Genomic DNA, 19,272 nt, shown 5'->3' with positions numbered 1-19,272 from the left:
TTTCTGAGCAGCGACAGCAGCCGTGCCTTGATCGGTATGGCATCGCCTGAAGGCTGTTTGCGAGTCGGCTTCAGACCTTCTGAGGACAGGAATGCTTGATGTTGAGCCCTTCCTCGATGAAGATGACCGACTCGGCGATATTGGTGGAGAGGTCACCCACCCGCTCAAGGCTGCGTGCGGCGAAAATGGCATGTAACGCACGCTCTACCGTATCGCCATCCTTGCGCATCATCTCCATGAAACCAGCGCGCGTCTCACGCTCTATCTCATTGCAGCGTCTGTCGAGCACCAGCACTTCACGGGCACTGCCCGGGTCGCCGTTACGGAAACTGTCTATGGCCTTGCGTGCCATGCCCACGGCATGCCCCGTGAGTTGCTCCAGCCCCTCCAGCCCGGACAGCTTCGGGCGTTCGGCGAGAAACCGGGCGTACCGGGCAATGTTCGACGATTCGTCGCCGATGCGCTCAAGGTCCATGCTCAACCGCATGGTGGCGACGATGCTGCGCAGGTCGACCGCCATGGGCTGGTCGAGGGCGATAAGACGCAAGCTGCGTTCATCGACATCACATTCGAGGGCGTTGATATGCCTGTCACCCGCCACGACCTTGCTGGCAAGGTCGACATCGCGCCTGATGAGGGCGGTGGTGGCGTCCTCTATGGCGGTGGTGGCGTGTGCCGCCATTTCGAGGATGGTGAGCCGGAGCTTCTGCAGTTCCCTGTGAAAATGCGTTTCCACGAATGCACCTACCCGAATCGGCCGGTTATGTAGTCTTCGGTCTGTTTGTTGCGGGGCCGCGTGAACATGATCTCCGTCGCCCCCGTCTCGATGAGCCGCCCCATGTAGAAGAACGCCGTCACGTCAGAGACCCGTGCCGCCTGCTGCATGCTGTGGGTGACGATGATGATGGTGTACTGCTGCTTGAGGATGTGGATGAGTTCTTCGATCTTCTGCGTGGCGATGGGGTCGAGCGCCGAAGCAGGCTCGTCCATGAGCAGCACCTCGGGTTCGACTGCCAGTGCCCGTGCGATGCACAGCCGCTGCTGCTGCCCGCCCGAAAGGCCCAGCGCAGAGTCCTGAAGCCTGTCCTTCACCTCGTCCCACAGGGCCGCATGACGCAGGCTCTGTTCCACCTTCTCTTCGAGATATTCCCGGTCCTTGACGCCATTCACACGCAACCCGTAGGCCACGTTCTCGAACACCGTCTTGGGAAAGGGGTTGGGCTTCTGGAAGACCATGCCCACCCTGCGCCGCAGTTCGACCACATCGACCTTCGGGTCGTAGATGTTCTCACCGTCAAGGGCGATGACGCCCTCCACCCGGGATATGGGGATGAGGTCGTTCATGCGGTTGAGGCAACGCAGGAAGGTGCTCTTGCCGCAGCCGGACGGCCCGATGAGCGCCGTGACCTGATTCTGTTCAAAGGTAAGGTCGATATCATGCAGCGCCTTGAAGTCGCCGTAATAGAACTGCAACCCCTGGGCGTACATCTTCGCTTTGCTGGTAACTGCCATCATGCCTTCCGTGCGGCGTCGCCGCGGTTACTCCTTGAACCTGTAGCCGACACCCCTGATCGTTTCGATCATGGCGGCGAAGCGGCCTATCTTCTGGCGCAAGCGACGCACATGGGTATCGACCGTGCGTGCATATCCCTCGAATTCGTAGCCCCACACCGTGTTCAGCAGCTGGTCACGAGTGCGGACACGCCCACGGTTCCGGACAAGTTCAGCAAGCAACCTGAACTCCGTCGCGGTAAGCAGCGCCTCTTCACCGTCAACTTCCACGCGGTGGGCCTCTTCATCGAGAAACAGCCCGTCCACGTTCCACTGTCCACGGGGTGCAGGCTCTTGCGCCCCTGTCACGCGCTTGAGCACGGCACGGATGCGCAAGACCAGTTCACGCGGGCTGAAGGGTTTGATGACGTAATCGTCGGCCCCCAGTTCAAGCCCCACGATGCGGTCGACCTCTTCACCACGGGCGGTCAGCATGATGACCGGTACATGCTCCGTGGCGGGGGTGCGCTTGAGTTCGCGGCATACGTCGAAACCGCTCATGCCCGGCAGCATAAGGTCGAGCAGTACCAGCCCCGGAACATGCCGCTGCGCGCTCTCGAGCCCGTCTCGTCCCGTGGCGGCCGTGACGACCTCGAAACCGGCCGCCTCGAGCGTGAAACGGAGCAGCTGAAGGATATCCTCGTCATCCTCGACGACCAGAATCCGTTCTTTTGCCATCTGCATCTCCTTGCTCACTTATGCGCCGACATTCTACGCCACAGAGTGACACCTGCGTGGAAGAGCGGTTACAACCGTGTGACATTTTACAACAGCTTTGCCAACATGACAAAAAGCCCCGCTCCGGCTACGGGAACGGGGACTCGAAAGAGGCGGGTGAAGTTACGGGGCTGTTACAGCCCCACAAGGCCCAGATTGCGCATCGAGATGTGTATCTCGCGGCTCACCCATGCGTCGGTGGCGGCGTAGACGACCTGCTGCGGGCCAAGCTCACGGTTGCTCCAGTTGGAACACTGTGCGCCCTTGGATATGCGGATGCCGAGGAAATTGGCAGCGAGGTTACGCAGGCCGTGCGTCTCGAGACCGAGGTCACGGGCCACCTCTCCGAGGTCGACCACGCCCCCGTCACGGAAAGCGTACAGCTTCTGAAGGTCGCGGATGTCGTCACGGACGGCGACGCCGGTCTTGATGATGGCAGGGTCGGAGAGAAGGTCTGCCAGCATCTCGCCAAGAGGGACCCAGTTCAACTGGATGAGGTACACGACATCGGCACAGGCGAGTTGCACAAGCGAAGGCAGGTTGACCTTGCCCTTGCGGAACGTGGGGCGCGTCTCGGTGTCGAAGCCGAGCACAGAATCACTGCGCAGCACGTCGAGTGCGTCGGCGAGTTCCTCTTCGGTACGCACAAGACGCACCTCGCCAGCATATCGCCGCAACGGAAGTTCGTTGATCTCTTCCTTGCTTATCTTGCGCCTGTAGCGCTCCGGTACGTTCGTCATCATTCACACGGCTGGGGTACTGCCGGGCACGGCTGAATAGCACGACGCGGCATGCGTCGCGGCGGTTTTCATACATGAACCGGGGGTGTTCCGTAAAGCCCCAATCCTGCAGCAAGCCCTCACATCCGCGCCACCGCAAGAAAGATGGCATGCAACGTGACGGCAGTGACGACAAAAATAGTCTCGGCACGAACGCCGCCAGCCAGTCTGCCGACGATGCCACGCCCCGCAAACGTCAGACGCATGGCCCCATGGCGGCAGACGGCAAGACAGTCGCGGCAACGGCTGCATGTGAAACCGGCGGCACCGCCTTCGATGTCGGCGGGGGTGAGGGCATCGTAACGGCATACGGCGGAACACGCCCCGCAGCGGGTGCAACGGCCCGTATCGACCTGCAACCGCCACGGTGTCAGCCTGCCCATCACGTCGGCCAGCAGTCCCATGGGACAGTATGTCGTGCAATGCACCAGCACGCCTCGACGTGTACTGACGGCCAGCATCACCCCCACTCCGGCAAGGCCGAAGCACGCCGCGGCCGTGAAGGCGGCAACGGGGCCGACACCAAGCAGACGCAATGCCACGGCCCCGCCGAACACCAGCAGGGCGATGCCCAACCGCACCCGCCCCGCATGGTTGGGCAGTGTCCCGCAACGACGCTTGCGCCTTGACGCCATGTCATCCCATGCACCGATATAGCAGAGATGGCTGCACCACGCCGCCCCCAGGAGCAGCGTGGAGAAGGTGAACAGCCCCAGCATGAACCACCCGGTACCGCGATAGAGTGGCCCGGCGAGGATGAGTGCGGGAACCGGCAGATGCAGCCTGCCCGTCATGAGAAAGATGTCATACCCGATGAGTCCGAGGGCCAGTTGCATAGAGAAGACGAAGCTGAACAACGCCCACAGTCTCGGCCGCCAGACGCGCGACAGCTTCGGGTCGGCAAGCCTGCCCACCGCCCATGCCGCATAGACGGCCATCAAAGCGGCCTGCACCATGCCACTTCCCGGCCATAGCCTGTCAGCGAGCAACGGCGTGAGCGGGCCCGTGGCATGCCGTATCCACATCAGTCCGGCAAAGGTCAGCAGGGCTGCCCACGCCTGTGCACCGGCCATGTCACGCCCGGAGGTGTAGCGGGCCTCCCCGGCGCGCCCCAGTAGTACGAGCGAAGACAGGGCCGTGATGCCCCCCACAGTCGCCATGATGGCCACAAGCCGCCCCCACGGCAATCCGGCCATCATCCTGAACGACACGAACTGTTGCGTGGTGTCTGCCCAGACCACCACCCCGGCACACAGGGCCAACGCCACGACGATGCGGGCCCATGCCTGCCGGGTACAGGCAAGACAGGCCACGACACACCAGAGGCCAAGCAGCCCCCATGCGTCGCGGCGGAGTGCATTGGCAGCCAGAAGCAGCGCGGCAACGACAGGCAACCACGGCAGCAGGTGACGGGTTAACCCTGCAGGGGTCTCGCCCTGCGGGGGGGTGATAGAGGGGCTGGCTTCTTCTCCGTCGCCTTGCGCGACTCTCCGTTTCGCCATCTGCCCAGACGAAACGGCAACGTCCCCTGCCATCATGGAGTCTGGCGCCGTATCTTCTGAAACGGCAGGGGCAGACTTGCCCTGTTCGTGCTTCAGGGCGCTGTCGTCCCCTTCGGTTGCGGACTGTCCTGGCACCCGTGCTGTGCCCTCTCCGGCGGTGTCACGGCATCCGCCGCAGGGTTTCGTATGCGGTGTCATACGCCCTCCACCAGTGCAGACAGCCCTTCGGGAGATTTCGCCACGATGTCGGCGAAACGCAAGCCGGGGCGATGGTCACGCATGAACCAGCGGGCCGCACGGTCGAGAATCACAAGGGCCGTAGCATCATCGAAGATGCCCGGAAGTTCGGTCGCAAGGCGGGGGCGTCTGCCGAGACGACCGCCCACGACAATGCGCCAGCCCGCAGCGACGACAGGCAACGCATGTTCCGGGCAGCGCCGCAGGCAGCGACCGCATGAAACACACGAAGCGACATCCAGCACCGGCGTCCCTGCCGGACGCGCGCACATGGTCGCGGGGCACGAGGAGTCGTTCCCCATAGGTGTCAGGGCACCTTCCGGACACTGACGGATGCAAAGCCCACAGGCGGTACAGGCGTCATCGGCGGCACCGGGGCGTTCAGCCCGGATGAGTCCCACATCCATGATATGCGGACGTGAACAACCGTTGGCGCAGCCCGTCAATGCCACCTTGAAGGCATCATGCTGCATGAGTGGGCCGCGTGCCCTCGATTTCACGAAGTCATCCCATCCGGTCGCGGCGACAGCGGCATCGACATCTGCGGAAGAAAGGCCTCCCTCGACGAGGGAGAAGCGGCACCGTCCCGGTTCGAACCCACGGCAGACGGTGATCATGCAACTGGAGACAGCGCGTTCGGACATGCAGAACCTCACAGGGAAAAGGTACAGTATGCGTTGCACATGCCTGATACTGGCGACATCACAGGTGCATGTCTGTGACGCGGGTCACACGGCCGTAACCACCGCCAAGGCAGGGCCCCCCCGGACGTCCGGCCCCTGTGTCGCCCAGTGGTGCGCAAGCCGTCCACCCACAGGTCACTTGCCGATGCAGAAGCTGGCGAAGATGGCGTCGAGGATGGCTTCGGGGGTGGATTGCCCGGTGACATCCATGAGGGCAGCGCAAGCCCCGTCGAGGCGCACCCCGCAAAGGTCGTAGGGCACGTGCGCCCGTATATCCCCGGCGAGTTCATCGAGGATTGTCGCGGCCTTGTCCAGTGCAGCAGCCTGCCGCATGTTGGGGGCGAGTTCGCCCGCTTCGGGTTCTCCTGCACCCGTCGCCGCAAGCACAGCAGCACGGATGGCCGTGACGAGCGATTCGACCCCGTCTCCCGAGGCTGCGGCCACATGAACGGAACGGCAGCCCTCCGGGGTTGACGGCAAGATGCGCCCCTCCAGAAGGTCGGTCTTGTTGAAGACGACAAGCACCCTCTCCGGCCCGGCATGACGCAGGAGTTCGAGTTCCGGCCCCTGCAAACCTTGCGTCGCATCGGTGACCAGCAGGACGAGGTCGGCTTGCGCCACGAGGTCGCGGCTCATGCGCACGCCTTCCTGCTCGACGATATCCCCTGTTTCACGCAGCCCCGCCGTGTCGGCAAGCCTGATGGCAAGGCCCGACAGGTTCAGGGGCTCCTCGATGAAGTCACGGGTCGTACCGGGCAAATCGGTGACGATGGCACGACGTCTGCCGAGGAGGGCGTTCATGAGGCTTGACTTCCCGGCATTGACCTGCCCAGCCAGCACGACAAGCGCTCCGTCCTGCCAGCACCGGGTTCTGGCATACCCTGCCGAAAGTTCCACAACGCCCTGCCGTACGGCTTCGATTTCAGCGAGAAAGGCCTCGGGCGCCAGACACTCCACTTCCTCTTCCGGAAAATCGACAGCCACGCACAACTGCATCCGCAACGCATCCAGACGGGCACGCAACGCGCCGACCCTCTGCCCCAGAAGACCATCCAGCTTTGCCTGCGCAAGGCGCATTCCCTCACGCGACGGCGCGGCGATCATCTCCGCCACGGCCTCGGCCTGCGTCAGGTCCATGCGTCCGTTCAGGAACGCACGACGGGTGAACTCTCCGCGTTCCGCATAGCGCGCACCATGCCTGACACACGCCTCCAGTACCGCAGCAAGGACACCGGAACCGCCGTGACAGTGGATTTCCGACACGTCCTCTCCGGTGAAGGTCCGCGGCCCCGGCATATGCACGGCGAGAACATCGTCGAGGGGGTCGCACCCGTCGGTGATGGTTCCATGATGCAGCGTCCATGGCCTGAAGCCCCCGAACCGGGAAGAAGACGGCCTGAACAGTGCCCGCAGCACCTCAAGGCTGGCCGGCCCGCTGATACGAATGATGCCGATGCCCCCCTGACCTAGTGGCGTGGCGATGGCGGCGATGGTGTCGTCGTGCTGCATAGGGACTCCTGAACGGAAAAAACGGGGGAACCCTTTCAAAGGCTCCCCCGTCGTGATGACTGGCAGACCGCCGCTACGCGGCGGGGGACTTGCGACGCTTGAGCACGATGACGCGCTTGAGCGGACCGTCACCCTTGCTGCGGGTGACGATGTCCTCTTCCTCCTGCAAGGCCAGATGGACGACCCGGCGATGGTAGGAACTGAGGGGGCGGGTGGACTGGGGCTTGCCTGTCGCGCGTGCCTTCTCGGCGAGGGAAACCGCAAGTTCACGAAGCTTCTCGTCCTGACGCTCGCGGTAGTCGCCCGTGTCAAGCTGGACGCGCACGGCCGCGTTGAGCTTGCGGGCCACGATACGCGAAGCGAGGTATTGTATGGAGGCGAGGGTCTGCCCTTCGCGCCCGATGAGCAATCCGGAGTTGTCGCCACAATCGACGGTGACCTTGATGCGACCGTCGGCAAGGTCGACAGTGAGCGCGGCCTCGCCGATGATGGGAGCAACCAGTTTGCCTGTCACTTCGAGCGCAACGCTACGCACAAGCTCCTGATCAAGGTCGGCGAGAGGGATATCCGGCAGACCTTCGGGGGTGGCGTCATCGCCGCCGTCGGCGAAGTCTTCGAAGCCTTCGGCAGAGGCAGCGACGGAAGAGGCTGCGGGCGGGGCGGAACGACGCGCCGGGGCGGGCCGGTTCTGTCCCCTGCCGCGCGGGGCAGGAGTCGCGGGCTCTTGTGCTGGGGCGGCGTCTGCCGTGCCCTGCGCTTCGGCCTCGGCCGTACCTGTCGCCTCTTGCGCTGCACGTTCGCCATTCTGCGAACGCCCACGACCGCGACCGCCACGACGACGACGACGGCCGGTACGTTCGCGCTGTTCGCCGTCCATGGCTTCGGACTGTTCGGTCGCCGCGGCGCCAGCATCCGACTCGGCAACGGCGGCCTCGGACTTCGGGGCACGGGCCTCACGGGGCTGACGGTCACTGCGACCGCGTTCGCCGCGGGGCTGCCGCGAAGGTGCCGCATCGTCACCATCGGCCGAAGAGGCCTTGGGCGCATCCTCGGATGCCGTCTCGCGCTTCTCTCGCACGGGCTTCGCCGGACGACGCGATGAACGCGCCTTGCCTTCGCCTTCAGAGGCTTCGGCAGGGGATGCAGCCTCCCGACCGCGCCCGACGAGTTCTTCCACAGTCGTCTTGAGTTGCACGCGACGGGCCCTGATCTTGGCCTTGCGCACACCCACCAGTCCGAAGATGCCGCTCTTGGCATCCTGTATGATGTCTATCTCGAGCTTCTCGCGGGGCGCATCGAAATACGAGCAGGCCTCGCGTATGGCTTCATCCAGGGTCTTACCCTGAAAGTCCTTGTAACCGTCCATGCATCACCTCGTCGCTTGTCGCGGATTCAACGTGGGAATCAGGCCTTGCGCAGAATCCACCACTGCTGGGCGATGGACAGGACGTTGTTGCACAGCCAGTAGACCACAAGACCCGAAGGGAAGTTCAGGAACAGGAAGGTGAACACCACCGGCATGAACATCATCACCTTGGCCTGTGTGGGGTCTCCCGCGGGAGGCGTGAGCTTCTGCTGGAGGAACATGGTCGCCCCCATCACCAGCGGGGTGACGTAGAACGGGTCCTTGGCAGAAAGGTCGGCAAGCCACACGATGTCGGTGAAGGGCACATGGGCGATGAACGGGGCATGACGCAATTCAATGGCATTGAGAAGGGCCTGATACAGACCGAAGAACACGGGAATCTGCACCAGCATGGGAAGACAGCCGCCTGCGGGGTTGACCTTGTAGGTCTTGTACAGGCGCATCATCTCCTCGTTCATCTTCTCGCGGTCGTCGGCATGCTTCTCACGCACCTTGGCGAGCATGGGCTGGAGCTTCTTCATCTGCTCCATGGACTTGTAGCTCTTGTGCGAAAGCGGCCAGAAAACGAGTTTGATGAGAATGGTGAGCAGGATGATGGCGGTGCCGTAGTTGCCCACGTACTTGTAGAAGAAGTCGAGCAGGGTCACCAGCGGGCGGGCGATGAAGCCGAACCAGCCAAGGTCGATGGCCTTGCCGAGATTGTTGGGCGCTGCGTTCAGGAGGTCGCGCTCTTTGGGGCCAAACCAGTAGTTGCAGACGATGACGTCGCTGTTGCCGGGGTTGACCATCTGGTCGGGGCGTTCGACCGCAACGCGGTACACGCCGCCTTCGAGCTTGCCCTTGAGAACGGCGCGGGTGTCCTTGGGCGCCACGGCGGCAAGGAAGTAGTTGCTCATCACCCCGGCCCAGTCGATGGAACCGTCGATGAGAACGCCCTTTTCAAGATCGCCGGTGCTGGACTTCTCACTGAAGCTGCCGTCTGCGAACCATGCCACACGGGTCAGGTTGTACTGGCTCTCACCCGGGGTGAGGCTGGTGGTGCCAAGGGTGAACCCCACGCGCGCGGTGCGGGGGGCGTCGCCCTCGGGCGCAAGGTGCAGCTTCTCGGTGACGAGATAGCTGTCGGCATGGAATTCAAGCTCGCGCACAACGCGCAGCCCGTCCACCGACCCCACAAACCGCAAGGTGCCCGTCTGCCCGTCGGCAAGGTTCAGGTCACCACCTTCAAAGGCCCACTGCCCCGTATTCCACGAGGGCTGCCCGTTGACCAGAAGGCCCAGCGGCGCCACGCGGATGGCGGAAGATTCGATGAGATTCACCGGGGCGGCATCGCGGTCGATGCCCATGTGGTAGCGCGACAGCATGAACTGGCGCAGCACACCGCCACCGGAATGAAGGACGGCCTTGTAGAGGGGAGTCGTCACGGTCACTTCATGACCGGTGGAAGGCGAGAAGGCGGGGGCGGGGGTCACGGCCTCCGGTGCGGAGGTCACGACTGACGGTGCGGGTGCGGAAGCAGCAGTCTTCTGTTCGGTCGCCGGAACGGATTTGGGCGTCCAGCCCATGTATTCCGAGAGATAGCCCCATCCTACGAGGACGATGAAGCTGAGAACGACGGCTATGATGGCGCGCTTGTTTTCCATGGGATGTCTAGTGCTCCTGTGCGCTTGGATATCTTTGGGGCGGAACGGGCGGAACCGGGTCGTGCCCTCCGGCGCACCACGGATGGCAACGCAGGATGCGACGCGCGGCAAGCCACAGACCACGCATGACGCCGTGCCTCATGACGGCCTCGGCAGTATAGGCCGAGCATGTGGGTACATACCGGCAGGCGGGCGGGAAGAGGGGGGAGATGCAGTACTGGTAGAATCTGACAGGCAGCACCACCAGTCTGCGCAGCATAACGCTCATGGCGCTCCGTTTTCCGCCGTGCGGGTCGCGTCCTGGCGGAGGGCCGCTACCAGGGGCAGGAGTTCCTGCGTGACGAGGCCGAGTGTGACCCGCTCTGGCCTGAGATGGCGCTTGGGCACCGCGATGATGTCGGCATCATCGGGCAACACATGCTGATGTAACCTGAAGAACTCACGCAGCACTCGCTTGACGCGGTTGCGCTGCACGGCCGTTCCGGTCTTTCGCGTGACCGCCAGCCCCAGACGCCAGCCTTCGGGGTCGGCCGATCGTTCCATGACGAACAGCACGAAGTTCTTTGAAAAAAAACGGCGGCCTGCTCCATAGCAGGCTTGAAACTCAGGCCGCCGGGTCAGTCGGTGGCTATGGGTGAACGTTAGGCGGCTAATTTCTTGCGCCCCTTGGCACGCCTGCGGCGGATGATCTCGCGACCGGCAGCGGTGGCCATGCGTGCGCGGAAACCAAGGCTACGCTTCCTTCTGATCTTGCTCGGCTGGTAGGTTCTCTTCATGGTTTTCTCCTTCAAAAAATATGAACGGACCTTTGTACCGGGTGGCACGGCCCGCGTCAAGAGCAGCCTCTGGGGCGCAATCGCCCCGGGCAGACATTCGCGTGCAGCTTTCTAGGCTGTTTCCCGGCGGATTTCAACCTCTAAAAGCGTGACGGGCCGGGTCGCCCGCCGGTGTCGCCCGCAGTGCCGCCCGACGGGCGCCTTCAGGCATCCTTGAGTCCATTCGGGCCGGGCGTGTCCAGCGGCGATGGTGCAGGGGCCCCACCCTCTTTCGCGGAGGGCTTGGAGACGGCCTTCGGCTTCTGCTTCGACACGCTCTTCGCCTTGGCCGTCGCGGGTCTGGACTTGGCGGCCTTCGACTTCTTCACGGCACCACGCGCAGGTTCGACCTTGCGCCCCTCCGCACCGAAGGGCGGAAAAGCCTTGAGTTGTGGCATGAGTGCCGGGTCGGCAGGCGAGGCGACCTGCGGCCCCGATGCTGCCGAAGCCTGCGGCTGGGCACCTCCCACGACAAAGGCAGGGTCGCGCATGGCGTAGTGCGCCCACTGGTTGGCACGTCCGGACGACGCGACGAACAGCTGCTTCACTTCTCCACGCAGGGGCAGACGGTACTCTTCGGCTGCCAGCTGCACGCCATCCACAAGGCGGACCACACGCACAGAGACGAAGACCGTCTCCCCTGCACGGCTGTAGTTGCCCACAAGGGCGGCCCATGCCGGATGGTCGGACGCACGAAGGGCCGTAACGTCGCGGGTGAGCATCTGTTCGCCCTTTTCAGGGGCTATGACGTAATCGCGCCGCAACCGTGCCTCGACGACTTCATGGCCCCGGCTTCCCAGCCGTGAGGCTATCTGCTGCATGGCAAGCCTGCCGAAGGGGCTCGACGCGTCCATATCCTCGAGGTCTGTCAGTGATGCCACCAGTATCGTGCCCGTATCCTTGCCATGCCGCCGCAACTGATCATGCAGCGACCGGGCCACGGCGTCGGCGGAATCGAGCATAGCCTCGCCCTGCTTACCGGCCCGCTCACCAGAGCCTATCTCGGCGAGGTCACCCTCTGCCAGCGCCGGAGAGGCGACAGCCAGTACGAAAGCCAGCACGAACGCTGACGGTATCCGCGTGATGTTCATCGTCTCCTCCGGCCCTTTCGGGCGAACATATGGAAACCCCTGCCTCTCTAGTATCGGCAGACGGTGTGAATACTTTACACCCCCCAGACATCTCACAGCCAGAGATCAGATGCGTGTTACGCCAGCATGATTCGTATACTTTTCTGATTGCAAGTCATGACATTTTTCGGCAGCCTTTTCGCCAAAGGAGGCACCATGATCATCCACTCCGCCATCTCGACGGGCCTCTCCCGTCTGTCTGCATCCGTTCTGACGTTCGTCTTTGCCATCACCCTCGCCACCCCGGCCCTCGCCCACCGCGTGAACATCTTCGCATGGGCAGAAGGTGGGAACATCATCGCCGAGGCGACCTTCAACAGCGGCAATCCCGCCCGCAACAGCAAGGTGACCGCCATCGACGCCGCTGACGGAACGGTCCTCGGTGAAGCGACGACGAACGAACAGGGAAAGGCCACATTGCCCATCACCGATGCCATGCGCCAGCGCAAGGCCACGTTGCGTCTTGAACTGCAAGCCAGCGAAGGGCACCGCAACACATGGGAACTCACCCCTGAGGACTATCTCTCAGCCGAAGCCCCCGGCGCACAGCCCATAGCACCGGTGGTGGCAGCAGCCTCCCCTACAGCCCCGCAGGCGACGCAATCGCAGACCGCCGTGCCAGCCACATCCCGGAACATCGACGAAGCCACCATGCGCCGTATCATTGACGAAGCACTCGAAGCCAAGCTTGCCCCCCTGCGCCACTCAATTGCGGCAAGCACGGCTGGCGGCCCGCGACTGCCGGAGATTTTCGGCGGCATCGGCTACCTCGTAGGCATGGCAGGACTCGCCCTCTGGGCACGTTCGCGCCGTCGCTGAGTCTTGCCAGAGCAGGCGAAACCTCCTACATCCAGCCGGAACACCGCAACAAGGAGCCGCCATGTCCGGCAGGAACCCGCAAAAGCTCAAGAAACGCATCGCAGCCATCCGCCAGCGCAAGGCCGAACGCGTCATGGACCCGTTCGCCAAGGAACTGCGCGACTTCTGTCGCCCCCTTCTTGCCGTGGCACCCGACCTCAGCGGCCCCGAAAACGCCGTGAGTCTTGGCATCTTCGCATGGAACGCCGCGTTCCTCCCCGAAGAACGGTGGAGGGCGAACTTCAGGAAGTCCATCGCCCGCTTCGGGCTTGACGACGACGCACGGGAGGCGCTCGAGGGCATCATCGAAGAGATGGTGCGCCAGAAAGGGCTCATCCACCCCGGCGACAGACGTGTGGTCACCAGCTTCGACGTCCGCATCAGTGGCGGCGAAGTGTTCATCGATGCGAAATCTGCGTTGGCCACAAAGGCCCTGCTGCCGCACATGAAAGACCTGCACGAGACACAGGACGAAGCCCCTGCCTGCCCTTCCATGTCCGGGGGCGGCTGTTCCGGGGGGTGTGGTTCCTGTACGCCCCCCGCCGACTGCAACGCACAGGAACCCGCCGCGGTGGACGCCACCGCGGCATCCGACACGAAGACCATCGGCTGATGTGACGCTGCCTCACTCTGCTGACGGCATGCGCAGCGTTACGGGTGACGCCCCATGCCCACGGACCGCGATGCGCTGTGATGCCCACCATGGACACCACGCAGACGTCACAGACACCCTTTTCGGACCCATCCGCCGTGCGGGTGGGTCTCTTCCTGCCCCACTCCCGCATCTTCATTGCAATGGTTCACTTCATGGGAAAGAAGGCCGGAGCAACGCCCCGGCCGACAACATGACGACACGCCCCTCTCTCGGGCCTTGAACCGTCACCACAACGCTGTACCGATGGTAGGCACGAAAAGGCATTCGCGCACGACGGGAATGAATCCCGTCTCCTCGTGCTTTTCGAGGCTGCTGCCCTTCGACAGCAGCGAGAAGGCCGGGGCATTGCCCCGGCCTTCTTGTACGCACTATGAATCAGAACGCAGCTAACCTTCGCACGAAACCCCGGCCATCATAAGACCGATGGCGTCCACCTTATTGGTGTCACTGCGGTCAAGCAGGCCGATGAAGCATCCGCGGTACATGACAGCGACACGGTCTGCCAATGCCAGTACCTCGTTGAGGTCTCCCGAGACAAGCAGGACACCTGCATGGGAGCGCACTTCGAGCAATCTGGCCCAGACCTCCTCTGTCGCCGCGATATCCAGACCCTGTGTGGGGTTCTCGGCCACGATGAGCGATGGTTTGCGGTAGAACTCACGCCCCACGACCAGCTTCTGCAAGTTGCCGCCCGACAGTGACCGGGCTGGCGCTTCGGCGCGACCGGGCTGGACATTGTATTCGGCGAGAATGTCACGTGCGGCGGCATCGGCCGACTTCCTGTCGAGAAAAGGCCCACGGGTGAAGCAGCCACGCGCAGTGAGCAGGAAATTGTCCACAAGGTCGAGAGACAGACACGTGGCCAGCCCCTGCCGGTCTTCGGGGATGTAGGCAAGCCCGCCCTGTCGCGGTGCCTTCGTGAAGAACTGACGCCACGGGATACCCAGAAGTTCGACCTCGCCCTCGGCAGGACGGCGAAGCCCGGTGACACATTCGACGAGCTCTCGTTGTCCGTTCCCGGCTACGCCAGCGATGGCGAAGACCTCCCCCTTGCGAACCTCGAATGAAAGCCCCTTGAGGCCGTCACCGGCAAGTCCATCGACATGCAGCACCCGGTCGCCGGGTTCCAGCGGTTCGGCAGCCACTTCAAGGATGACCTCGCGCCCCACCATACGATTGGCGAGTTCAGCCTCTCCGGGCACTTCCGATTCGTGGAACTCATCCACGACCTCGCCACGACGAAGGATGGCGATCTCGTCCGCGAGGGCAAGCACCTCCTGCATCTTGTGGCTGATGAAGACGATGGCCTTGCCATTCTCCGCCATGCGATGAAGGGCTTCGAACAGTTGTTCGGTCTCGCCGGGGGTCAGCACCGCGGTGGGCTCGTCGAGAATGAGAACCCGGCTGTCGCGATACAGCAGCTTGAGAATCTCGACCCGTTGCCGCTCCCCCATGGAAAGGTCGCACACGCGTGCCGCGGGGTCGATGTCGAGACCGTAACGGGCCGCGAGTTCAGCGACCACGCGGCTCATGTGGACAGGCGACAACCACGCCCCCGACTGCCCCAGAAGCACGTTCTCGGCCACGGTCATGGAATCCACCAGCATGAAATGCTGGTAGACCATGCCTATGCCCGCCTTGAGCGCATCCTTGGGTGAACGGAAGCGAACCGCCTCGCCATCGACATGGATGATGCCGGTGTCCTGTGCCAGACGTCCGGAAAGGATGGACATGAGCGTCGACTTGCCCGCCCCGTTCTCACCCAGCAACGCCTTGATACGGCCCGGGACGATGTCCAGCGTGATGTCGTGGTTCGCCCGCACGGGGCCGAAGCTCTTGCCGATGCCCTCAAGACGCACCACGGGTGTCACATCGTGACGAAGGGCCCTGCCGGTACGCCCCGTCTGCGGGGTCGTGGAATCCGCATGGGGTGCGGTGTCATTCGCATTCGCTACTGTCATGGCGTCAGTCCTTGGGCTCGATGTTGACGCCGAGTGCCGCGGGGGCACCCCGCCCCTTGCCCCGCGCCGACGAGAACAGCAAGACGCCGATGGTCAAGGCATACGGAAGCATGAGCAGCAACGAGGAAGGCACGCTGGCACCCATGGCCTGCAACCGGAGTTGGAAAGCCATGACGCCCCCGAAGAGATAGGCACCGAGAACGGCGCGCCCCGGCCTCCAGAAGGCGAAGATGACCAGTGCCACGGCAATCCAGCCTCGCCCTGCGGTCATGTTGTTCGTCCACAGATGGGTGTAGGCGAGCGAAAGATAGGCACCGCCGATGCCCACAAGGGCACCGCCCGCGAAGAGCGCAGCCCAGCGCACGAGCACCGGGTTGATACCTGCCGCGGCCGCAGCTGCGGGATGTTCACCCGTGGCGCGCAGCGCCAGCCCCCAACGGGTGCGGGCAAGGAACAGCCAGAACAACGGGGGCAGCACATAGGACAGGTTCACGAGAGCATCGTGCCGGAAGAACACCTCACCCAGTACGGGGATATCGCCCAGTACGGGCAGACTGAACGGCGTGAAGCCAGTGGTCACCGTGCCTACGAACGGCGTGCCGAGATAGTCGGCGAGGCCCACACCGAAGATGGTGAGCGCCAGCCCCGAAACGACCTGATTGCCCTGAAAGACGAGGCACACGATGCCATGCACCAGTCCCAGCGCACCACCGCACAGGGCCGCCACGACCACGGCAATCCACGGGTCACCGGTCAGGTGCAGGGCGAGAAACGCCGTGAACGTGCCGATGATCATCATCCCTTCGACGCCGAGGTTGAGCACCCCCGCGCGTTCAGTGAGCATTTCGCCGAGAGTGGCATACAGGATGGGGGTTCCGCACTGCACAGCTGCTGCGAGTACGGGAATGACCATTTCAATTGTCATGCGTCGCCCCCCCTACGCCGCAGGGCGTAACTGTCGAAGAACTGCCCGGCGAGGACAGAGAGGAGAATGAGTCCCTCTATGATGCCGCCGAAGGCCGCCGGAACCTGCAAGTCGAGCTGCAGATTCTCGACTCCGACGCGCAACCCGGCGAGAAGGAAGGCGAAGAACGCGATGGAAGAGATACGTAGCCGCGAAAGCCACGCGACCACGATGGCGGTGTACCCGTAGCCGACCATGATGCTCGGCTGCAGCCTGTTGAGCGTGGCGGAGGTCTCGATGCAACCTGCCCAGCCAGCCAGCGCGCCGCACAGTCCCATCACCAGCAATACGAGAAAGTCGTAGGGCATACGGGCATACCGGGCAGCACGCGGGTTCTCACCTCCTGCAAGAAGTTCGAAGCCCAGTCTCGTGCGCCGCAGGAACACCCCAAGCAGCACCGCGACCCCGACACAGACGACAAGCCCCCAGTGGATGCGCCCGAACAGACGCCCGATGATGGCCCCGTCCGGAAAAATCGGCGTCATGGGGAAGCCGAAGCTTGTCGGGTCCTTCCATGAACCAAAGACAAGGTACTGCAGCAGCAGGATGCCGATGTAGTTGAACATCAGCGTCGAGATGATCTCATTGAGCCCGAAACGCAGACGCAACACGGCGGGGATGAGGCCCCATGCGGCCCCGGCGAATGCAGCGCACAGGAACATGACAGGCATGAGCAACCAGCCCGGCAAACCGCCGAAGGTCATCACCGCCCATGTGGCACCCACAGCCCCCAAGGCGAACTGCCCTTCGGCGCCGATGTTCCACACCTGCATGCGAAACGCCACGGCAACCCCCAGAGAGCACAGGAAGATGGGAATGGATTTGAGAAGCGTGTCTTCGAGCGCGACAAACGAGCCGAAGCCACCGCGCCACAGGATGAGAATGCCCTCGGCGAACGGCTTGCCCTGAATGGCGAGCAGGAGGCCGCTCACCGACAACGAAAAGGCAAGTGCCAGCAGAAAAATGAAAAAGGAGCCCCATTCAAGGGGCTCCTGTCGTTTCACGACACGGTATCCGAGCATGTACCGGAATCTCCAGATGTTACGACTACTCGGTGGTACCGATGACGCCTTCGACGAACCAGGTCATGCCAAGCAGGTCCTGGTCGGTGGGCACGGCGCCCTCGGCGACGCGCACTGCGCCCTTCTGGTCCTTGACCGGCCCGGTGAACACCTTGAGCTTGCCGGACTTGATGTCCGCCTTGGCGGCGTCGACACGGGCACGCACGTCCTGCGGCACCATCTCACCGTAGGGGGCGATGTCGACGACCCCGGACTCGATACCGGGCCAGTACGAACCGGACTTCCACGTGCCGGCACGAACCTGCTTCACGACATCAAGATAGAAGTCCTTCCAGTTCCAGACGGCGGAAGTGAGGTGGGCCTTGGGGGCGAACGCGCTCATGTCGGTATGGTAACCGACGGAGTACACGCCGCGTTCCTGTGCGGCCTCTTGCGGGCCGGGAGAGTCCTGATGCTGGGCGATGACGTCGGCACCGACGTCAAGCAGGCTCTTCGCGGCTTCCTTTTCGGTCGCAGGGTCGTACCACGTCTTTGTCCACACCACGCGCACCTGCGCATTGGGATTGACGGCGCGTGCGCCCAGCGTGAAGGCATTGATGCCGCGGATGACCTCGGGGATGGGGAACGCGCCCACATAGCCGAGGATGTTGTTCTTGGTCATGGCCCCGGCAACCATGCCGGTCAGGTAGCGGGCCTGATACATGCGCCCGAAATAGTTGCTGACGTTGGGCGCGGTCTTGTAGCCGGAGCAATGCAGGAAGGTGATGTCGGGGTACTGGCTGGCCACCTTGATGGTGGGGTCCATGTAGCCGAAGCTGGTGGTGAAGATGATGTCGTAGCCCTTGCGTGCCATGTTCAGGATGACTCGTTCGGAGTCGGGACCTTCGGGCACGGATTCGACGTACGACGTGGTGACGCCACCCGCCTCTTCAAGCGCCTTGCGGCCCTGATCATGGGAATACGACCAGCCGGCGTCTCCCACGGGGGAGATGTAGACGAGGCCGATCTGGAGCTTCTTGTCTTCACCCGCCTTGGCCGCAGGCTGTTCGACCTTGGCCTCCTGCTTGGGAGCCTCCTGCTTGGGGGCCTCCTGTGCGGGTTTCTTGTCATCGCCGCATCCGGCAAGCCCGGAAAGGACAAGCATGGCGGCAAGCAGAACGATAATGCGGCGCATCGCGCTCCTCCCTGCGTTGGTGGTTTGCTTGGCAGGGACAGGGCAACTCCGCCCCCCTGCTCGCATCGCTCGGAAACCTTGGAATCTAGCTTTGTTGCGGCTGATTGACAAGAGGCACCACGTACTGCACCTCGGAGTCCCACGGGAAGAGTATCCACGTATCCTGACTGACTTCGGTGATGAACGTATCCACGAGAGGGCGGCCAGCGGGCTTGGCGTAGACAGTGGCGAAGTGCGCTTCGGGGAGCATCTCCCGCACAAGGCGGGCGGTGCCTCCGGTGTCGGCGAGGTCGTCGATGATGAGCCAGCCTTCGCCGCGCCCCTCGACGGTCTTCAGCACCTTGTGACTGCTCGTCTGTTCCTGCCACTGGTAGCTTGAGATGCAGATGGTCTCGACAAGGTGGATGTCGAGTTCACGGGCGATGACAGCAGCGGGCACCAGGCCGCCCCGGGCGATGGCGATGATGCCCTTGTACGGGCCCTTTTCCAGCAAGCGCCATGAAAGCGCTTTGGCGTCGCGGTGCAATTGCTCCCAGGTGACGGGAAAGACCTTGCGATAGCGGTCGGCGGTGCTCACGCTCTCCTCCGGGAAGTGTTGGGAAACGGATGGCCGGATGATGTGTGGCCCTCCCTTGCCCTGCCCTGCGTCTGTTGTCAAGGAGGTTCCGTTGCACCACCGCTCATCCAAGAAACATCATTCGCGGCA

Annotated in this window: 20 protein-coding genes; 2 read left to right on the top strand and 18 right to left on the bottom strand. The window is 63.3% G+C overall.

Annotated features, from left to right (window positions below; translation table 11 throughout):
- Positions 1 to 70: 70 nt before the first annotated feature.
- From phoU to DVU_RS05075, 13 genes are all read right to left on the bottom strand, one after another.
- Positions 71 to 736 (bottom strand): phosphate signaling complex protein PhoU, encoded by a 666-nt coding sequence (phoU, locus tag DVU_RS05135; RefSeq protein ID WP_010938384.1) that lies wholly within the window; start codon positions 734 to 736, stop codon positions 71 to 73.
- 8 nt (positions 737 to 744) lie between these two features.
- A complete protein-coding gene (gene pstB / locus DVU_RS05130) occupies positions 745 to 1,512 on the bottom strand; it encodes a phosphate ABC transporter ATP-binding protein PstB (protein ID WP_010938383.1) in 768 nt (255 codons plus the stop codon).
- Positions 1,513 to 1,539: 27 nt separating this feature from the next.
- Positions 1,540 to 2,229, bottom strand: a complete 690-nt coding sequence (locus DVU_RS05125) for a response regulator (RefSeq protein ID WP_010938382.1) — start codon at positions 2,227 to 2,229, stop codon at positions 1,540 to 1,542.
- A 173-nt stretch (positions 2,230 to 2,402) separates the two neighbouring features.
- Positions 2,403 to 3,008, bottom strand: a complete 606-nt coding sequence (locus DVU_RS05120) for a 3'-5' exonuclease (protein ID WP_014524311.1) — start codon at positions 3,006 to 3,008, stop codon at positions 2,403 to 2,405.
- A gap of 119 nt (positions 3,009 to 3,127) precedes the next feature.
- A complete protein-coding gene (locus DVU_RS05115) occupies positions 3,128 to 4,747 on the bottom strand; it encodes a 4Fe-4S binding protein (RefSeq protein ID WP_010938380.1) in 1,620 nt (539 codons plus the stop codon).
- Positions 4,744 to 5,430 (bottom strand): 4Fe-4S binding protein, encoded by a 687-nt coding sequence (locus DVU_RS05110; RefSeq protein ID WP_014524310.1) that lies wholly within the window; start codon positions 5,428 to 5,430, stop codon positions 4,744 to 4,746. The genes DVU_RS05115 and DVU_RS05110 overlap by 4 nt, the downstream gene beginning before the upstream one ends.
- 174 nt (positions 5,431 to 5,604) lie before the next feature.
- A complete protein-coding gene (mnmE, locus tag DVU_RS05105; RefSeq protein WP_010938378.1) occupies positions 5,605 to 6,978 on the bottom strand; it encodes a tRNA uridine-5-carboxymethylaminomethyl(34) synthesis GTPase MnmE in 1,374 nt (457 codons plus the stop codon).
- 73 nt (positions 6,979 to 7,051) lie between these two features.
- Positions 7,052 to 8,344 (bottom strand): protein jag, encoded by a 1,293-nt coding sequence (locus DVU_RS05100; protein WP_010938377.1) that lies wholly within the window; start codon positions 8,342 to 8,344, stop codon positions 7,052 to 7,054.
- Between the two features lie 38 nt (positions 8,345 to 8,382).
- Entirely contained in the window at positions 8,383 to 9,987 is a 1,605-nt protein-coding gene (yidC, locus tag DVU_RS05095; RefSeq protein ID WP_010938376.1) for a membrane protein insertase YidC, read from the bottom strand.
- 7 nt (positions 9,988 to 9,994) lie between these two features.
- Positions 9,995 to 10,255 carry a membrane protein insertion efficiency factor YidD gene (yidD, locus tag DVU_RS05090; protein WP_010938375.1) on the bottom strand — a complete coding sequence of 87 codons (261 nt, stop codon included), beginning with the start codon at positions 10,253 to 10,255 and terminating at the stop codon, positions 9,995 to 9,997.
- The gene (gene rnpA, locus DVU_RS05085; RefSeq protein ID WP_014524309.1) at positions 10,252 to 10,641 is read right to left on the bottom strand and encodes a ribonuclease P protein component; all 390 of its coding nucleotides are present in this window, start codon (positions 10,639 to 10,641) and stop codon (positions 10,252 to 10,254) included. Before rnpA ends, yidD begins: the two co-directional genes overlap by 4 nt.
- Entirely contained in the window at positions 10,629 to 10,763 is a 135-nt protein-coding gene (rpmH, locus tag DVU_RS05080) for a 50S ribosomal protein L34 (RefSeq protein WP_010938373.1), read from the bottom strand. Before rpmH ends, rnpA begins: the two co-directional genes overlap by 13 nt.
- A gap of 203 nt (positions 10,764 to 10,966) precedes the next feature.
- Positions 10,967 to 11,893, bottom strand: a complete 927-nt coding sequence (locus DVU_RS05075) for a FlgO family outer membrane protein (RefSeq protein ID WP_010938372.1) — start codon at positions 11,891 to 11,893, stop codon at positions 10,967 to 10,969.
- Between the two features lie 195 nt (positions 11,894 to 12,088).
- Here DVU_RS05075 and DVU_RS05070 point away from each other — a divergent pair, with 195 nt between their 5' ends.
- Both DVU_RS05070 and DVU_RS05065 read left to right on the top strand, forming a co-directional pair.
- On the top strand, positions 12,089 to 12,751 hold the full coding sequence (locus tag DVU_RS05070) for a hypothetical protein (RefSeq protein ID WP_010938371.1): 663 nt from the start codon (positions 12,089 to 12,091) through the stop codon (positions 12,749 to 12,751).
- A 61-nt stretch (positions 12,752 to 12,812) separates the two neighbouring features.
- The gene (locus tag DVU_RS05065; RefSeq protein WP_010938370.1) at positions 12,813 to 13,403 is read left to right on the top strand and encodes a hypothetical protein; all 591 of its coding nucleotides are present in this window, start codon (positions 12,813 to 12,815) and stop codon (positions 13,401 to 13,403) included.
- A gap of 428 nt (positions 13,404 to 13,831) precedes the next feature.
- Here the strand turns inward: DVU_RS05065 and DVU_RS05060 are convergent, their stop codons facing one another.
- The 5 genes from DVU_RS05060 to gpt all read right to left on the bottom strand — a co-directional run bounded on the left by DVU_RS05060 (position 13,832) and on the right by gpt (position 19,143).
- Complete coding sequence (locus tag DVU_RS05060; RefSeq protein ID WP_010938369.1) at positions 13,832 to 15,406, bottom strand: ABC transporter ATP-binding protein; 1,575 nt, start codon at positions 15,404 to 15,406, stop codon at positions 13,832 to 13,834.
- Between the two features lie 4 nt (positions 15,407 to 15,410).
- A complete protein-coding gene (locus tag DVU_RS05055) occupies positions 15,411 to 16,331 on the bottom strand; it encodes an ABC transporter permease (RefSeq protein ID WP_010938368.1) in 921 nt (306 codons plus the stop codon).
- Complete coding sequence (locus DVU_RS05050) at positions 16,328 to 17,392, bottom strand: ABC transporter permease (protein WP_010938367.1); 1,065 nt, start codon at positions 17,390 to 17,392, stop codon at positions 16,328 to 16,330. The genes DVU_RS05055 and DVU_RS05050 overlap by 4 nt, the downstream gene beginning before the upstream one ends.
- A 25-nt stretch (positions 17,393 to 17,417) precedes the next feature.
- On the bottom strand, positions 17,418 to 18,566 hold the full coding sequence (locus DVU_RS05045; protein ID WP_010938366.1) for a BMP family ABC transporter substrate-binding protein: 1,149 nt from the start codon (positions 18,564 to 18,566) through the stop codon (positions 17,418 to 17,420).
- Between the two features lie 85 nt (positions 18,567 to 18,651).
- Positions 18,652 to 19,143 (bottom strand): xanthine phosphoribosyltransferase, encoded by a 492-nt coding sequence (gene gpt / locus DVU_RS05040; protein ID WP_010938365.1) that lies wholly within the window; start codon positions 19,141 to 19,143, stop codon positions 18,652 to 18,654.
- Positions 19,144 to 19,272 lie beyond the last annotated feature (129 nt).

Source organism: Nitratidesulfovibrio vulgaris str. Hildenborough, from assembly GCF_000195755.1.
GTDB lineage: Bacteria > Desulfobacterota > Desulfovibrionia > Desulfovibrionales > Desulfovibrionaceae > Nitratidesulfovibrio > Nitratidesulfovibrio vulgaris.
This window is presented reverse-complemented; position numbering and strand designations above follow the sequence as displayed.

Bases quoted from the DNA above. Each gene is read 5' to 3' on its own strand.
- pstB (WP_010938383.1), bottom strand. From the start codon at position 1,512: ATGGCAGTTACCAGCAAAGCGAAGATGTACGCCCAGGGGTTGCAGTTC.
- DVU_RS05125 (WP_010938382.1), bottom strand. From the start codon at position 2,229: ATGGCAAAAGAACGGATTCTGGTCGTCGAGGATGACGAGGATATCCTT.
- DVU_RS05120 (WP_014524311.1), bottom strand. From the start codon at position 3,008: ATGACGAACGTACCGGAGCGCTACAGGCGCAAGATAAGCAAGGAAGAG.
- DVU_RS05115 (WP_010938380.1), bottom strand. From the start codon at position 4,747: ATGACACCGCATACGAAACCCTGCGGCGGATGCCGTGACACCGCCGGA.
- DVU_RS05110 (WP_014524310.1), bottom strand. From the start codon at position 5,430: ATGTCCGAACGCGCTGTCTCCAGTTGCATGATCACCGTCTGCCGTGGG.
- mnmE (WP_010938378.1), bottom strand. From the start codon at position 6,978: ATGCAGCACGACGACACCATCGCCGCCATCGCCACGCCACTAGGTCAG.
- DVU_RS05100 (WP_010938377.1), bottom strand. From the start codon at position 8,344: ATGGACGGTTACAAGGACTTTCAGGGTAAGACCCTGGATGAAGCCATA.
- yidC (WP_010938376.1), bottom strand. From the start codon at position 9,987: ATGGAAAACAAGCGCGCCATCATAGCCGTCGTTCTCAGCTTCATCGTC.
- yidD (WP_010938375.1), bottom strand. From the start codon at position 10,255: ATGAGCGTTATGCTGCGCAGACTGGTGGTGCTGCCTGTCAGATTCTAC.
- rpmH (WP_010938373.1), bottom strand. From the start codon at position 10,763: ATGAAGAGAACCTACCAGCCGAGCAAGATCAGAAGGAAGCGTAGCCTT.
- DVU_RS05075 (WP_010938372.1), bottom strand. From the start codon at position 11,893: ATGAACATCACGCGGATACCGTCAGCGTTCGTGCTGGCTTTCGTACTG.
- DVU_RS05070 (WP_010938371.1), top strand. From the start codon at position 12,089: ATGATCATCCACTCCGCCATCTCGACGGGCCTCTCCCGTCTGTCTGCA.
- DVU_RS05065 (WP_010938370.1), top strand. From the start codon at position 12,813: ATGTCCGGCAGGAACCCGCAAAAGCTCAAGAAACGCATCGCAGCCATC.
- DVU_RS05060 (WP_010938369.1), bottom strand. From the start codon at position 15,406: ATGACAGTAGCGAATGCGAATGACACCGCACCCCATGCGGATTCCACG.
- DVU_RS05055 (WP_010938368.1), bottom strand. From the start codon at position 16,331: ATGACAATTGAAATGGTCATTCCCGTACTCGCAGCAGCTGTGCAGTGC.
- DVU_RS05050 (WP_010938367.1), bottom strand. From the start codon at position 17,392: ATGCTCGGATACCGTGTCGTGAAACGACAGGAGCCCCTTGAATGGGGC.
- DVU_RS05045 (WP_010938366.1), bottom strand. From the start codon at position 18,566: ATGCGCCGCATTATCGTTCTGCTTGCCGCCATGCTTGTCCTTTCCGGG.